Annotated in this window: 15 protein-coding genes; 7 read left to right on the top strand and 8 right to left on the bottom strand. The window is 56.7% G+C overall.

What is annotated here, in order from left to right; translation table 11 throughout:
* Positions 1-12: 12 nt before the first annotated feature.
* From moaB to OGV79_RS08375, 5 genes are read left to right on the top strand one after another with little or no spacing between them, the layout of a single operon-like run.
* Positions 13-525, top strand: a complete 513-nt coding sequence (moaB, locus tag OGV79_RS08395; RefSeq protein WP_047457988.1) for a molybdenum cofactor biosynthesis protein B — start codon at positions 13-15, stop codon at positions 523-525.
* A 2-nt stretch (positions 526-527) separates the two neighbouring features.
* Positions 528-1,013, top strand: coding sequence for a cyclic pyranopterin monophosphate synthase MoaC (gene moaC / locus OGV79_RS08390; protein WP_049008945.1), 486 nt, complete (start codon positions 528-530; stop codon positions 1,011-1,013).
* Positions 1,006-1,251: a molybdopterin synthase sulfur carrier subunit gene (moaD, locus tag OGV79_RS08385; protein WP_012133191.1), complete on the top strand. Its 246-nt coding sequence runs from the start codon at positions 1,006-1,008 to the stop codon at positions 1,249-1,251. Before moaC ends, moaD begins: the two co-directional genes overlap by 8 nt.
* 1 nt (position 1,252) lies before the next feature.
* A complete protein-coding gene (gene moaE, locus OGV79_RS08380; protein WP_012133190.1) occupies positions 1,253-1,705 on the top strand; it encodes a molybdopterin synthase catalytic subunit MoaE in 453 nt (150 codons plus the stop codon).
* Between the two features lie 51 nt (positions 1,706-1,756).
* On the top strand, positions 1,757-2,461 hold the full coding sequence (locus OGV79_RS08375; protein ID WP_024130511.1) for a Bax inhibitor-1/YccA family protein: 705 nt from the start codon (positions 1,757-1,759) through the stop codon (positions 2,459-2,461).
* 69 nt (positions 2,462-2,530) lie between these two features.
* Here OGV79_RS08375 and OGV79_RS08370 read toward each other — a convergent pair whose 3' ends face one another.
* The 3 genes from OGV79_RS08370 to OGV79_RS08360 are packed head-to-tail and all read right to left on the bottom strand — an operon-like array spanning position 2,531 to position 5,492.
* A complete protein-coding gene (locus tag OGV79_RS08370) occupies positions 2,531-3,493 on the bottom strand; it encodes a lysylphosphatidylglycerol synthase domain-containing protein (protein WP_047457979.1) in 963 nt (320 codons plus the stop codon).
* Positions 3,493-4,734 carry a cardiolipin synthase ClsB gene (gene clsB / locus OGV79_RS08365; RefSeq protein ID WP_012133187.1) on the bottom strand — a complete coding sequence of 414 codons (1,242 nt, stop codon included), beginning with the start codon at positions 4,732-4,734 and terminating at the stop codon, positions 3,493-3,495. The genes OGV79_RS08370 and clsB overlap by 1 nt, the downstream gene beginning before the upstream one ends.
* Complete coding sequence (locus OGV79_RS08360) at positions 4,731-5,492, bottom strand: endonuclease/exonuclease/phosphatase family protein (protein ID WP_049011126.1); 762 nt, start codon at positions 5,490-5,492, stop codon at positions 4,731-4,733. Before OGV79_RS08360 ends, clsB begins: the two co-directional genes overlap by 4 nt.
* Before the next feature lie 133 nt (positions 5,493-5,625).
* Here OGV79_RS08360 and OGV79_RS08355 point away from each other — a divergent pair, with 133 nt between their 5' ends.
* Positions 5,626-6,036, top strand: coding sequence for a YbhQ family protein (locus tag OGV79_RS08355; protein WP_024130510.1), 411 nt, complete (start codon positions 5,626-5,628; stop codon positions 6,034-6,036).
* Here the strand turns inward: OGV79_RS08355 and OGV79_RS08350 are convergent.
* The 5 genes from OGV79_RS08350 to cecR form a co-directional block, all read right to left on the bottom strand.
* Positions 5,998-7,104 carry an ABC transporter permease gene (locus tag OGV79_RS08350; RefSeq protein ID WP_012133184.1) on the bottom strand — a complete coding sequence of 369 codons (1,107 nt, stop codon included), beginning with the start codon at positions 7,102-7,104 and terminating at the stop codon, positions 5,998-6,000. The genes OGV79_RS08355 and OGV79_RS08350 overlap by 39 nt on opposite strands.
* Positions 7,105-7,212: 108 nt before the next feature.
* Positions 7,213-8,346, bottom strand: a complete 1,134-nt coding sequence (locus OGV79_RS08345; RefSeq protein ID WP_012133183.1) for an ABC transporter permease — start codon at positions 8,344-8,346, stop codon at positions 7,213-7,215.
* Positions 8,339-10,075, bottom strand: coding sequence for an ATP-binding cassette domain-containing protein (locus OGV79_RS08340; RefSeq protein ID WP_012133182.1), 1,737 nt, complete (start codon positions 10,073-10,075; stop codon positions 8,339-8,341). Before OGV79_RS08340 ends, OGV79_RS08345 begins: the two co-directional genes overlap by 8 nt.
* Positions 10,068-11,063 (bottom strand): secretion protein HlyD, encoded by a 996-nt coding sequence (gene hlyD / locus OGV79_RS08335; RefSeq protein ID WP_012133181.1) that lies wholly within the window; start codon positions 11,061-11,063, stop codon positions 10,068-10,070. Before hlyD ends, OGV79_RS08340 begins: the two co-directional genes overlap by 8 nt.
* Positions 11,060-11,737 (bottom strand): transcriptional regulator CecR, encoded by a 678-nt coding sequence (gene cecR / locus OGV79_RS08330; RefSeq protein WP_071259642.1) that lies wholly within the window; start codon positions 11,735-11,737, stop codon positions 11,060-11,062. The genes hlyD and cecR overlap by 4 nt, the downstream gene beginning before the upstream one ends.
* A gap of 229 nt (positions 11,738-11,966) precedes the next feature.
* Between cecR and rhlE the strand changes: the two genes are divergently transcribed.
* Positions 11,967-13,325 (top strand): ATP-dependent RNA helicase RhlE, encoded by a 1,359-nt coding sequence (gene rhlE / locus OGV79_RS08325; protein WP_047457973.1) that lies wholly within the window; start codon positions 11,967-11,969, stop codon positions 13,323-13,325.
* Positions 13,326-13,337 lie beyond the last annotated feature (12 nt).

Raw genomic sequence — 13,337 nt, 5'->3', positions numbered from 1 at the left:
AAAGGAGTTTTTATGAGTCAGGTAAGCGCTGAGTTTATCCCTACCCGCATTGCTATTCTTACGGTTTCCAGTCGTCGCGGCGAAGAAGACGACACTTCCGGTCATTTTCTGCGCGACGCCGCGCTGGAAGCGGGGCATCAGGTCGTGGACAAAGCCATCGTTAAAGAGAACCGCTACGCCATTCGCGCGCAGGTTTCCGCGTGGATCGCCAGCGATGACGTTCAGGTGGTGCTCATCACCGGCGGCACCGGGCTGACCGATGGCGATCAGGCGCCGGAAGCGTTACTGCCGCTCTTTGATCGCGAAGTCGAAGGGTTTGGCGAAGTGTTCCGCATGTTGTCGTTTGAAGAGATTGGCACATCGACCCTGCAATCTCGCGCGGTGGCCGGCGTTGCCAACAAGACGCTGATTTTTGCGATGCCGGGCTCCACAAAAGCGTGCCGCACCGCCTGGGACAACATCATCGCGCCGCAGCTTGATGCTCGCACACGCCCGTGTAACTTCCACCCACATTTGAAGAAATAAGTATGTCGCAACTGACCCATATTAATGCCGCTGGCGAAGCGCACATGGTGGACGTCTCCGCCAAAGCGGAAACCGTACGTGAGGCGCGCGCCGAAGCGTTTGTGACGATGCGCAGTGAAACGCTGGCGATGATTATCGACGGTAGCCACCATAAGGGCGATGTTTTCGCGACCGCGCGTATCGCCGGTATTCAGGCGGCTAAACGTACCTGGGAGCTGATCCCGCTGTGCCATCCGCTGTTGTTGAGTAAGGTCGAAGTGCAATTGCAGGCGGAACCTGAACACAACCGGGTACGCATTGAATCGCTGTGTCGCCTGACGGGGAAAACCGGCGTGGAGATGGAAGCGCTGACAGCCGCTTCCGTGGCGGCATTGACGATCTACGACATGTGCAAAGCGGTGCAAAAAGATATGGTGATTGGCCCGGTGCGCTTGCTGGCGAAAAGCGGCGGTAAGTCTGGCGATTTTAAGGTGGATACGCATGATTAAGGTTCTGTTTTTCGCTCAGGTGCGTGAACTGGTGGGAACGGATGCGTTAGAGGTCGCCGCCGATTTCCCAACCGTAGAAGCGCTGCGTCAGCATCTGGCGGCGCAAAGCGATCGCTGGGCGCTGGCGCTGGAAGACGGCAAGCTGCTGGCCGCCGTCAATCAGACGCTGGTCAGTTTTGAACATCCGCTGACGGCGGGTGATGAAGTGGCCTTTTTCCCACCGGTGACAGGAGGCTGAGATGGCTGAAACGCGAGTGATCGTTGGCCATGCGCCGTTCAGCGTCGGGGAGGAGTACCCCTGGCTGGCGGAGCGTGATGAAGATGGCGCGGTCGTGACCTTTACCGGTAAAGTCCGCAATCATAATCTGGGCGACAGCGTTAAAGCGCTGACGCTGGAACATTACCCGGGGATGACGGAAAAAGCGCTGGCGGATATCGTGGACGAGGCGCGCTCGCGCTGGCCGCTGGGGCGCGTGACGGTGATCCATCGCATTGGCGAACTGTGGCCGGGCGATGAGATTGTCTTTGTCGGCGTAACCAGCGCGCACCGCAGCAGCGCGTTCGAGGCCGGGCAATTCATTATGGATTATCTGAAAACCCGCGCGCCGTTCTGGAAGCGTGAAGCGACGCCGGAAGGCGACCGCTGGGTGGAAGCGCGCGATAGCGATCGGCAGGCGGCAAAACGCTGGTAGCAGAATGTGATACCCTTATTCAGGGGTATCACTTTTAATCAGGAGATCATCATGGACCGATTCCCACGATCCGATTCTATCGTACAGACCCGTTCCGGCCTGCAAACGTATATGGCGCAGGTATATGGCTGGATGACGGTTGGGCTGCTGCTGACCGCATTTATCGCCTGGTATGCGGCGAATACGCCTGCGGTGATGATGTTTGTCTTTTCCAGCAAAATCACCTTCTTTGGCTTGATTATCGCCCAGCTTGCGCTGGTTATTGCGCTGTCGGCAATGGTGCAAAAACTTAGCGCCGGGATGGCGACCACGCTGTTTATGCTCTATTCGGCGCTGACGGGCCTGACGCTGTCGAGCATTTTTATCGTTTATACCTATTCGTCTATCGCCAGCACGTTTGTCGTGACCGGCGGGATGTTTGGCGTGATGAGCCTGTATGGCTACACCACGAAACGCGATCTCAGCGGCTGGGGCAGCATGCTGTTTATGGCGCTGATTGGTATCATTCTGGCATCGTTGGTCAACTTCTGGCTCAAAAGCGAAGCGTTGATGTGGGCGGTGACCTATATCGGGGTGGTTGTCTTTGTCGGCCTGACCGCCTATGACACGCAGAAGCTGAAAAACATTGGCGAGCAGATTGATGTTCGTGACAGCTCGACGCTGCGGAAATACTCGATTCTCGGCGCGTTAACGCTGTATCTGGACTTCATCAACCTGTTCCTGATGCTGCTGCGTATTTTCGGTAATCGCCGTTAATTGGCGTGAACGCTGTATCCGGCCTACAGGTTAGGCCGGTAATACACCTGATAAGCAGCAAATAACCCGTCACTTCGCTAAGGCTTTCTCGTTTTTCGCCCGCAGCTTCTTTGCCCGACTTTCCAGCAGCAGATAGCAAATCAACGCCAGCAATAGCGGAATAAAATAATAGAGCACACGCCAGGCGAGCAGGGCGGCGATAATGGTGCCTTGCGACGTATGCTCACCCGCCAGCAGCGCCATAAACACGGCTTCCAGAACGCCGATCCCGGCCGGGATATGCACGATCACTCCGGCAATACTGCTCACCAGCAGCACGCCAAGTACAAAGAAATAATTAACGTCTTGCCCCATCAGCAGCCAGATAATGGCGCCCATCACCATCCAGTTAGCGCTGGAAATCCCCATCTGCGCGAGGGCGAATTTCCATGACGGAAGCATCAGCTTTTGGCCTTTAATCGTGATATGACGCCGTTTTGCAAAGGCGCAAAACCACAGGTAGACGGCTATCACCAGCAACAACACAATACCGAGAATGCGCAGCGTATTTTCATCGATATACCAGTGGGCCGGGAGTTGCACGACGCCGAAGGTAAAAATAATTCCGCCCAGCAGAATATAGCCCAGCCAGTTGGTGGTAATGCTCAGCGAAAAAATACGCGTGATGGTGCTCCCCGGTAAGCCGAGGCGGGAGTACAGACGGTAGCGCATACCGATTCCGCCGACCCAGGTGCTTAACGTCAGATTGAAGGCGTAACAGATAAACGACACCAGCATGACCTGCCGCTTCGCCAGCTTGTGGCCGCAGTAAAAGCGTCCCAGCAGATCGTAGCAGCCGTAAAGAAGGTAGCTGACAATCACCAGTCCAACCGCGCTCAACAGCGCAATCCGGTTGTAATCCCGGATCACCGTCCAGACATCTTCCCAGTTGACCTTTCCGGCATAAATGACCAGCAGGACAATCACCGCGATAAAAAACAGCCAGGTGAGGATCTTTTTCGCCAGCCGCCATCGCGGGTGTGATGTTGACATCAGGGCTTCACCCCCGTGTTTTCCGCTTCGACCCGATCCTGCGTTTCCATCGTCGGTTGGGCGGGTGGTTCAACCTGCGCCAGATGCGGCGTGTGTGCCGGCAGCCAACCGACCAGCGCCGGGAAGTGGCGCAGGAAGTGGAACGCCAGCACGCTTTTGCTCAGATTCCACCAGGTGCGCTTCGGCAGCATAGACTCGTCCACCTGCTTGCAATCATTGGCGATAATGGCGTTCAGGTTGTCGCGCAGCGTCTGGTTAAACGTGCGGTCATGAATAATGACGTTTGCTTCAAGGTTAAGCGACAGACTGAGCGGATCGAGGTTGCTGGAGCCGACGGTCGCCCAGTGATCGTCCATCAACGCCACTTTGCCGTGCAGCGGGCGACGGCGATATTCATAGACATGGACGCCGCCTTTCACCAGATAGTTGTACAGCAGACGCGCGCCGACTTTGACGATGGGCATATCGGGTTCCCCCTGGATTACCAGTTTTACCCGCACGCCGCGTCGGGCGGCTTTGCGCATGGCATGCAGCAGGCGATAGCCGGGAAAGAAATAGGCATTGGCGATAATCACTTCACGTTTCGCCTGCGTAAGCATCTTCAGATAGTGACGTTCAATATCGTTGCGATGTTCATCATTATCGCGCCAGATAAACAGCACCTGCGCTTCGCCGGGTTTCCGGTTTTCTTCGGCGCGATGATGGCGTCGCCACCAGCGGCGCGCGGCGCTTTGCCCCGGCAGGTTTTCCAGCTCAAACTGCAAAATATCCTCCACGACCGGCCCTTCGACGCGAACGGCGTAATCCTGTTTGGCTTCCGGGCCGTAATCGGACATATGTTCTGCGGAGTAATTCAGCCCGCCGACAAACGCGACCCGATCGTCAATAACCACGATTTTACGGTGCATACGGCGAAAGAGGTTGGTGCGCATGCCGAACAGGGGAGGACGCGGATCGTAATAGCGGAAGATTATCCCCGCTGCGGTCAGTTCCCCGACAAACGCCTCGCTGAGGTCAGGTGAGCCGTAGCCGTCTAACAGCACTTCCGCTTTTACGCCGCGTCTGGCCGCTTTAAGCAGCGCCGCGTGTAGCTGCTTACCTACGTCATCTTCAAACCAGATGAAGGTTTCCAGGATGATCCTCTGCTGTGCCTGCGCGATGGCGTCAAACACGGCGGGATAGAACTGGTCGCCGTTTTCCAGTAGCTGAATCTGATTGCCTTCACGCCATCCGCATTTCATAGATGTATCTCCGCGCTAAGAGGGGCATGGTCAGATAAATGTCGCCAGTTACGCAACGGCAACGCCGCAGGAGAGCTGGCATTGGCATTCTTGACGTATATACGATCGAGTCGCAGTATCGGCAGCCTGACCGGAAAGGTGCGCGCCGGGCGGCCATGCGCGCGGGTGAAGATCTCCTCCAGCCCCGCAGACGCTTTTAACGGATAGTTGGCTTTCTGCCGCCAGTCGTTGAAATCCCCGGCGACCACCACGGGTTCGGATTCGGGAAGGGCGTTAACCCATTCAACCAGCATATCCAGCTGCGCCTGGCGGTGGCCTTCCCGTAAGCCGAGATGCACGCACATCACATGAATTGGCTGAGCCAGCACCGGCGGAACAATACGGCAATACAGCACGCCGCGTTTTTCACTGCCGCCGACGGAGACATCGCGATTTTCATAGTGTTCAATCGGATAGCGCGACAGTACCGCGTTGCCGTGATGTCCTTCTGGGTAGACGGCATTACGACCATAGGCGAAATCGCTCCACATGGTGTCGGCAAGAAATTCGTAATGGGTGGTATCAGGCCAGTTCTCGACGTGCAGCGGATGAACTTCATGCGCGCCCATCACTTCCTGGAGGCAGACAATATCCGCGCTGACGGTTCTGACGGCGTCGCGCAGCTCCGGCAGAATAAAGCGCTTATTAAAGGCGGTAAAACCCTTATGCGTGTTAATTGTGAGCACTTTGAATGAAAAATTTCGCGTTTGTTGGATCATTTTCTTCCTGTCCGCGTCACTATCCTGATTGAAATAGTGTAGTCGTCGTCACAAAAAGATGCGGTCTTACGGAATTTTCCGTAAAGTTCGGTACTCTGAATAATTAGATAAAAATCCTTCAGGAGAAAAAGCCATGAGGTGGCAACAACGTGTTCGTGTCGCAACGGGTCTTAGTTGCTGGCAGATAATGTTGCATTTACTGGTAGTGGCGCTGCTGGTAATGGGCTGGATGAGCGGCGCTTTAGTCCGCGTCGGCCTGGGATTATGCGTGCTTTATGGCGTGACGGTGCTGCTGATGCTGGCGTTACAACGCCACCACGAACAGCGCTGGCGCGACGTTGCGGATGTGCTGGAAGAGCTGACGACCACCTGGTATTTCGGCGCCGCGATGATTGCCCTGTGGCTGCTGTCCCGCGTACTGCACAACAACCTGCTGCTGGCGCTGGCTGGGCTGGCGATCCTTGCCGGGCCTGCTGTGGTTTCGCTGCTGGCGAAGGAGAAAAAGCTACATCACTTTGCGTCTAAACATCGCATACGCCGCTGACCCCGTTGTGGCCGTGATCACCAGTAGCGGCCACAAACTCCCCCAGACGATCTTCAGACTCGCATCTTTCAAATAAATCTGCTTGGTGATGTCCGTAAAATGGCGGATAGGGTTTATCCACGTCAGATTTTGTAGCCATACCGGCATGTTCTCGACCGGAGAAACGTATCCCGATAGCAGGATAGCAGGCATCATAAAGACGAATACGCCGATGAAAGCCTGCTGTTGGGTGGAGCAGAGCGACGAGATTAACAAGCCAAATCCAACCAGCGACAGCCCGTAAATCACCATTGTGAAGTAGAACAGCGCCAGCGAACCGGCAAAGGGGATGTGGTACGCCCAGATGCCAATAGCCAGTACGATCGTGGCCTGAAAAGTGGCGACAATCAGCGCGGGCACCGCTTTACCGATGAAAATTTGCCAGGTGGTGAGAGGGGAAACCAGCAGTTGATCCAGCGTACCCTGTTCACGCTCGCGGGCAACGGAGAGCGAGGTGACGATCATGACGCCTATCGTGGTGATCATGGCGATCAGGGACGGCACCACAAACCACTTATAGTCCAGATTCGGGTTGTACCAGTTGCGCACCACCAGCTCACTGTTGTTGGGCTTGGGTTTGCCCTCTATCAGCTCCTGCTGATAATCCTTGACGATCTGCTGGAGATAATTGGCGGCGATTTGCGCGCTGTTGGAGTTACGGCCATCAAGAATGAGCTGTAGCGGCGCGGGCTGGAGGTTATCCAGGTGACGGGAAAAATCGGCCGGAAAGCGCACCAGCAGCAACGCTTTTTGCGTGTCGATCGTCGGCTGGATTTCCTGCGGGCTTTTCAGCAGCAGGATATGGGTAAACGCTTTGGCGCGCGCGAACCGTTGCGTCAGCTCGACGGCATGTTTGCCATTATCTTCGTTATAAATGGCAATGGTGGCATTGGTCACTTCCAGCGTGGCGGCAAAGGGAAACAGCAGCACCTGGATCAGCACCGGTAAGATCAGGATCGCGCGGGTCTGCGGCTCGCGTAACAGCGATTGCAGCTCTTTGCGGATTAATGTCCACAGGCGATGAAACATGTTTCTCTCCCTATGCATGCCATGCCGGATGGCGGCGTAAACGCCTTATCCGGCCTACAAAATATGTGGTCGTAGGCCTGATAAGCGAAGCGCCATCAGGCAGAAAATTTAATCCAGCCGGCGTTTGGTCTTCATCCACGTCAGGCCGATAAACATGGCTGCCGAAGCGATTAAAAATAACGTATTAACGATCAACACAATGGGGATGTTCCCCGCCAGAAACAGGCTTTGCAGGGTGCTGACGAAATAGCGCGCCGGAATAATGTAAGTCACCGCGCGGATGACGGCAGGCATACTGTCTATCTGAAAAATAAAGCCTGACAGCATAATCGACGGTAAAAAAGCGGCGTTCAGCGCGACCTGCGCGGCGTTAAACTGGTTACGGGTAATGGTGGAAATCAGCAGCCCCATTCCCAGCGTACTGAGCAGAAACAGGCTGGTGATAAGAAACAGAATCACCAGCGAGCCGCGCCAGGGCACGCCAAGAATAAACACCGACACCAGCATACACAGCAGCATCGCCAGCATGCCGAGGAAGTAGTAGGGGATCAGTTTGCACAGCAACAACTCTGCGCGCGTCACCTCGGTCGAGAGCAGCGCCTCCATCGTCCCGCGTTCCCACTCGCGCGCAACCACCAGCGAAGTGAGAATGGCGCCAATCACCGTCATGATAATGGTGACTGCGCCGGGAATGATAAAGTGCTGGCTGATGGCCGCCGGGTTAAACCAGTAGCGGGTCTGCACGTCGATCAGCGGTTCAAATTCCTCCCCACGATCTTCAGCCCGCTGCATTTGCCAGATCTGCCAGACCCCCTCCACGTAACCCTGCACGAAGTTGGCGGTGTTCGGTTCGCTGCCGTCGGTGATAACCTGTATCGGCGCGGTGTCATTCTCTCGCGCCATCTTTTGCGCAAAATCGACAGGGATCACCACCAGCCCGCGAATGCGCCCGGCCTGCATTTTCTCAATAAGCTCATGGCGGCTATCGCTGATGGTGGCGTCGATATACGGCGAACCGGTCATAGCGTGGGTGAAATCCAGCGCCTCCTCGCTCTGTTGTTCGAGCAGAATGCCGACCCGCAGCTTGCTGGAGTCGAGGTTAATCCCGTAGCCAAAAATAAACAGCAACAGCAGCGGGATCACCACGGCGATCAGCCAGCTACTGGGATCGCGGATAATCTGACGCGTCTCTTTCACGCACAGCGCGCGTACGCGCCGCCAGGAGAGCAGGGCGTTACTCATGAGTATGCTCCTTATCCCAGTCGTGAATGAGCGTGATAAAGGCCTGCTCCATCGTCGGGTCCGGCGTGTCGTCGTCTGCCGCCTGCGCTTTCAGATCGTCCGGCGTCCCGCTGGCGATCAGCTTGCCGCGATAAACCAGCCCGATACGGTCGCAGTATTCCGCTTCGTCCATAAAGTGGGTGGTGACCATCACCGTGACCCCTTTTTCTACCATGCTGTTGATGTGCAGCCAGAACTCACGGCGGGTGAGGGGATCGACGCCGGAGGTGGGTTCGTCGAGAAACAGAATGTCGGGCTCATGCATCAGCGAACAGGCCAGCGCCAGACGCTGTTTAAAACCGAGCGGCAGCGCATCCGTCGCATGAGAGGCGATGCTTTTCAGGCCGAAGGCTTCGCTCATGCGGGTGATTTTTTCGTTTTGCGCCCGGCCTCGCAGGCCATAAACCCCGGAGAAAAAGCGCAGGTTTTGCTCTACCGTCAGGTTGCCGTACAGGGAAAATTTTTGCGCCATATACCCTAAATGCTGGCGCGCCTTGCCGGAGCTGACTTTCAAATCCATATCCAGCACCAGCGCTTTGCCGGAAGTTGGCACCAGCAAACCGCACATCATCTTGAACGTGGTGGATTTCCCCGCGCCGTTGGGGCCGAGCAGACCGAAGATTTCTCCGCGCTCAACGGCGAAGTTAACGTGGTCGGTGGCGGCGAAGTCGCCGAATTTTTTGGTCAGTTCTTTGGCCTCAATGACCGTCTCACCCGGCGTGCCGTCAACGGTATGCAGGATCGCGCCGAGCGGAGACTCCGACGTACCCGCGCCGCCAAGCAGGTCGATAAAGGCATCTTCAAAGCGCGGCGTGGTGTCGTTAATCGTTATCTCCGGCATCCCTTCGGCCCGGCGGATATCCTCTGCGGTAGCCTCTTTTTTCAGGATCAGCCGTACCGATTTCCCCTGAATCATACCGTCGCTGACCTGCGGCAGTTTCAACGCGCGTTGCAGGAGCTTGCGGTTATTCTCCTGCGGGCTGCTCATTAAGAAACTGCGTCCTGCCATGGTCTGCGTTAGCTTAGTCGGTTCGCCCTGATACAGCAGCTCTCCTTCGTTCATCAGCAGCACGTCGCGACACTGTTCGGCTTCGTCCAGGTATGACGTACTCCACAGGATAAGCATGCCGTCACCCGCCAGTTCATGCACCATTTGCCACAGCTCGCGACGGGAGATGGGGTCAACGCCGACGCCCGGTTCGTCAAGCAGCAGCACTTTCGGCTCGCCGACCAGCGTACAGGCCAGCCCGAGTTTTTGTTTCATCCCGCCCGAGAGCTTGCCTGCCAGCCGTTTGGTGAAGGGGCCGAGGGCGGTAAATTCCAGCAGACGGGCAAACGTTTTTTGCCGTTCTTCGCCCGTTACGCTGCGTAAATCCGCATAGAGATTGAGATTCTCCATCACGGTCAGATCTTCATACAGACCAAATTTTTGCGGCATGTAACCAAGTACCGCATGCAATTCACTGTCGTTTTTGATCGGATCGAACCCGATCACCGACGCGCTGCCGCTATCGGGCTTGAGCAGCCCTGCCAGCATCCGCATCAGCGTGGTTTTGCCTGCGCCATCCGGCCCGACCAGACCCGTGACATAACCGGCGTGGATCGTACAGTCGAGCGGGGCGACCGCCGGTTTTTCCATTCCGGCGAAGCGCTTCACCAGGCCGTTTAACGTAATGACGGCGTCATTCATGCCGCGCCTCGTCGCTGAACGTCAGCGTTACCGGCATTCCCTGGCGCAGCGCATCGTCCGCGTCAGTCACGACAATGCGCAGTCGATAGACCAGGTCTGTGCGCAGATCCGGCGTTTCAACGGTTTTCGGGGTGAATTCAGCGGTCGGCGATACGAAGCCGATTTTGCCGTGGTAAGGCTTGTCAGGGCGGCCATCGGTGTAGAGTAAAATTTCGCGGCCGGGCTGCGCCTGGCTGAGGTTGCGTTCATCCACGTAGGCGCGAACCCATACCGGACGAGTCAGCGACAGCGTCAGCACGGTGCTGCCTGCGTTGAGCATACTGCCGGGCTCTACCGCGCGGGTTAACAGCGTACCGTCAGAGGGGGCGATCAGCGTTGTATCCTGTAAATCGAGTTCTGACTGCGCCAGCTGCGCCTGCGCCTGTTCGAGGCTGGCTTTTGCCTGGGCGATATCCTGCTGGCGGTTACCGGTACGGTACTGGCTCAATTTGTCCTGTGCGGATTTCAGCTGCGCCTGCGCCTGATCGCGGGATGAGCGGGCGTTCTCCAGGTCGTTGGCGGAGATCGTGCGGCTTTTCCACAATCCCTGCTGGCGCTGATAAAAGTTCTGCGCATAGTCAAATGCGGCCTGCGCCTGTTTTACGGCGGCAGCGGCCTGGGCTATCTCTTCATCGCGATACCCCGCGAGCATCAGATCATACTGTGCCTGGGCGACGGAGACGCCTGCTTTAGCCTGCATCAACGCGTTCTCGTACGGGGCTTTATCCAGCACGCCCAATACCTGCCCGGACGTAATGGCGTCGCCTTCGTCAACGGCCAGCGAAGCCAGCCGGCCTCCGACGCGAAAACTCATATTGACGGTGCGAATATCCACATTGCCGTAGAGCGTCAGCCCGTTATCCTGCCGACTCTGATACCACCATGTACCACCGGCAAGCACGGCGGCCAGCGCCGCGACAGCCAGTGCGATAACGACAGGTTTTTTCATTGCTCCTGACTCCTTTGCGTTAAGCCTTGCAGAATGAGATCGATATGACAGGTGATCGTCTGGTAAATCTGTTCTGTTTTCTCTTCATCAAACGTTGACCAGCCGGTACGCAGCAAAATGGTTTCTTTTCCCAGGCGGAAGGCCAGCACTTCGCCCAGCAGCGCGTGCGTGTGGAGAATGGTTTGCGTATCTCCCGGATCGCGGCCGGTATACCCCGCAATCAGGCGCGTCAGATGCGTGTGAAGGGGGTTGAGAACCTGATCGTGTACCCGTTGATAAGCCGCCGTCGGGGAGAGCTGCTCGCGCGAAATAAATTTGCTCAGGTTGACCGTGTCGTCCTGGGTTAACAGCATGATCATATTTTTGCAGGCGCGCAGGATCAGCTCGCGCATTGCGGCGCGATCGGGCTGCGGCTGGGCGAACAGTCGTTCCGCTTCCTCGGCATGAGGGCGAAACTGGGCGCCGATGAAATCAGCTATCCACTGGGCGCAGGCGAGGTATAAATCCTCTTTGGAGCCAAAGTAGTAAGTGATGGCGGCGATATTTTGTCCGGCCTGGGCGGCAATGTCGCGTGTGGTGGCATGGAGGCCGTATTCGCCAAACTGCGCCAGCGCAGCGGCGATAAGCTGGCTTTTGGCCTGTTCGCCTTTCGTCGTCATGGTTGGGGTATTCATCGCGCAACCCAATTCTTAATCAATCGATTGATTAAGATTATGACCGATAATTGTTCTTGTCCAGTGTGGTGGTTTATTTTGTTTTTTCCAGTCACGGGGATAATTTATGCGGTATGTCACAAAAACTGCTACACTCCGCCCCTTCATGACATTGTGGTTTTTGTCATCCCTCTTGTGAGTATCTCCCTGAAAACTACACCGGTAACGGTCGGGGCGGTTCGGAGTAGTTATGTCTTTTGATTCCCTTGGGTTGAATCCTGATATTTTGCGCGCGATTGCCGAGCAGGGTTACCGTGAACCTACCCCTATTCAGCAGCAGGCGATCCCTGCGGTGCTGGAAGGCCGCGACCTGATGGCCAGCGCCCAGACGGGGACGGGTAAAACAGCCGGTTTTACGCTGCCGCTGTTACAACATCTGATCACGCAGCAGCCGCACGCGAAGGGCCGTCGCCCGGTACGCGCGTTGATTCTGACGCCGACCCGTGAGCTGGCGGCGCAAATTGGCGAAAACGTCCGGGATTACAGTAAATACCTGAACATTCGCTCTCTGGTCGTGTTTGGCGGCGTCAGCATTAACCCGCAGATGATGAAACTGCGCGGCGGCGTTGACGTGCTGGTGGCAACGCCGGGGCGTTTGCTCGACCTGGAACATCAAAACGCGGTGAAGCTGGATCAGATTGAGATTCTGGTGCTGGATGAAGCTGACCGTATGCTCGACATGGGCTTTATCCACGATATTCGCCGCGTGCTGGCAAAACTGCCGCCGAAGCGCCAGAACCTGCTGTTCTCCGCCACATTCTCCGATGACATTAAAGCGCTTGCTGAAAAGCTGTTACATAACCCGCTGGAAATTGAAGTGGCGCGCCGTAATACCGCTTCTGAGCAGGTGACCCAGCACGTTCATTTCGTGGATAAAAAACGCAAGCGCGAACTGTTGTCGCAGATGATTGGCAAGGGCAACTGGCAGCAGGTGCTGGTCTTTACCCGTACCAAACACGGCGCCAACCATCTGGCGGAACAGCTGAATAAAGACGGCATTCGCAGTGCGGCGATCCACGGTAATAAATCTCAGGGCGCGCGTACCCGCGCACTGGCTGATTTCAAATCCGGCGATATCCGCGTCCTGGTGGCGACCGACATCGCGGCGCGCGGGCTGGATATCGAAGAGCTGCCGCATGTGGTGAACTATGAGCTGCCAAACGTCCCGGAAGATTACGTGCACCGTATCGGCCGTACCGGTCGTGCCGCCGCGACCGGCGAAGCGTTATCGCTGGTCTGCGTTGATGAACACAAACTGCTACGCGATATCGAGAAGCTGCTGAAAAAAGAGATCCCGCGCATCACCACGCCGGGTTATGAACCGGACCCGTCAATTAAAGCGGAGCCGATTCAGAATGGTCGCCAGCAGCAGCGTGGCGGCGGTGGTCGCGGCCGAGGCCAGGGTCAGGGACAGGGCGGAGCAGGCCGTGCCCAGCAACCGCGTCGCAATGATGGTGGGGCGCCGAAAGCCAAACCGCGCAGCGGAGAAGGTAAGCCAGGCGGCGATAAACCACGTCCGCCGCGCCGCCCGCGCAGACTGGCGGATTAATTGCGAGCCCGG

It is taken from the genome of Citrobacter sp. CK185, assembly GCF_030333565.1.
GTDB lineage: Bacteria > Pseudomonadota > Gammaproteobacteria > Enterobacterales > Enterobacteriaceae > Citrobacter_B > Citrobacter_B koseri.
Note: the sequence above shows the minus strand (reverse complement) of the source record. Positions and strands in the feature narration are given on the sequence as shown.

Excerpts from the sequence above, each read along its gene's own strand:
- OGV79_RS08355 (WP_024130510.1), top strand. The coding sequence starts at position 5,626 with ATGAGGTGGCAACAACGTGTTCGTGTCGCAACGGGTCTTAGTTGCTGG.
- OGV79_RS08360 (WP_049011126.1), bottom strand. The coding sequence starts at position 5,492 with ATGATCCAACAAACGCGAAATTTTTCATTCAAAGTGCTCACAATTAAC.
- rhlE (WP_047457973.1), top strand. The coding sequence starts at position 11,967 with ATGTCTTTTGATTCCCTTGGGTTGAATCCTGATATTTTGCGCGCGATT.
- cecR (WP_071259642.1), bottom strand. The coding sequence starts at position 11,737 with ATGAATACCCCAACCATGACGACGAAAGGCGAACAGGCCAAAAGCCAG.
- OGV79_RS08345 (WP_012133183.1), bottom strand. The coding sequence starts at position 8,346 with ATGAGTAACGCCCTGCTCTCCTGGCGGCGCGTACGCGCGCTGTGCGTG.
- OGV79_RS08375 (WP_024130511.1), top strand. The coding sequence starts at position 1,757 with ATGGACCGATTCCCACGATCCGATTCTATCGTACAGACCCGTTCCGGC.
- OGV79_RS08340 (WP_012133182.1), bottom strand. The coding sequence starts at position 10,075 with ATGAATGACGCCGTCATTACGTTAAACGGCCTGGTGAAGCGCTTCGCC.
- hlyD (WP_012133181.1), bottom strand. The coding sequence starts at position 11,063 with ATGAAAAAACCTGTCGTTATCGCACTGGCTGTCGCGGCGCTGGCCGCC.
- moaD (WP_012133191.1), top strand. The coding sequence starts at position 1,006 with ATGATTAAGGTTCTGTTTTTCGCTCAGGTGCGTGAACTGGTGGGAACG.
- OGV79_RS08370 (WP_047457979.1), bottom strand. The coding sequence starts at position 3,493 with ATGTCAACATCACACCCGCGATGGCGGCTGGCGAAAAAGATCCTCACC.
- moaC (WP_049008945.1), top strand. The coding sequence starts at position 528 with ATGTCGCAACTGACCCATATTAATGCCGCTGGCGAAGCGCACATGGTG.
- OGV79_RS08350 (WP_012133184.1), bottom strand. The coding sequence starts at position 7,104 with ATGTTTCATCGCCTGTGGACATTAATCCGCAAAGAGCTGCAATCGCTG.
- moaE (WP_012133190.1), top strand. The coding sequence starts at position 1,253 with ATGGCTGAAACGCGAGTGATCGTTGGCCATGCGCCGTTCAGCGTCGGG.
- moaB (WP_047457988.1), top strand. The coding sequence starts at position 13 with ATGAGTCAGGTAAGCGCTGAGTTTATCCCTACCCGCATTGCTATTCTT.
- clsB (WP_012133187.1), bottom strand. The coding sequence starts at position 4,734 with ATGAAATGCGGATGGCGTGAAGGCAATCAGATTCAGCTACTGGAAAAC.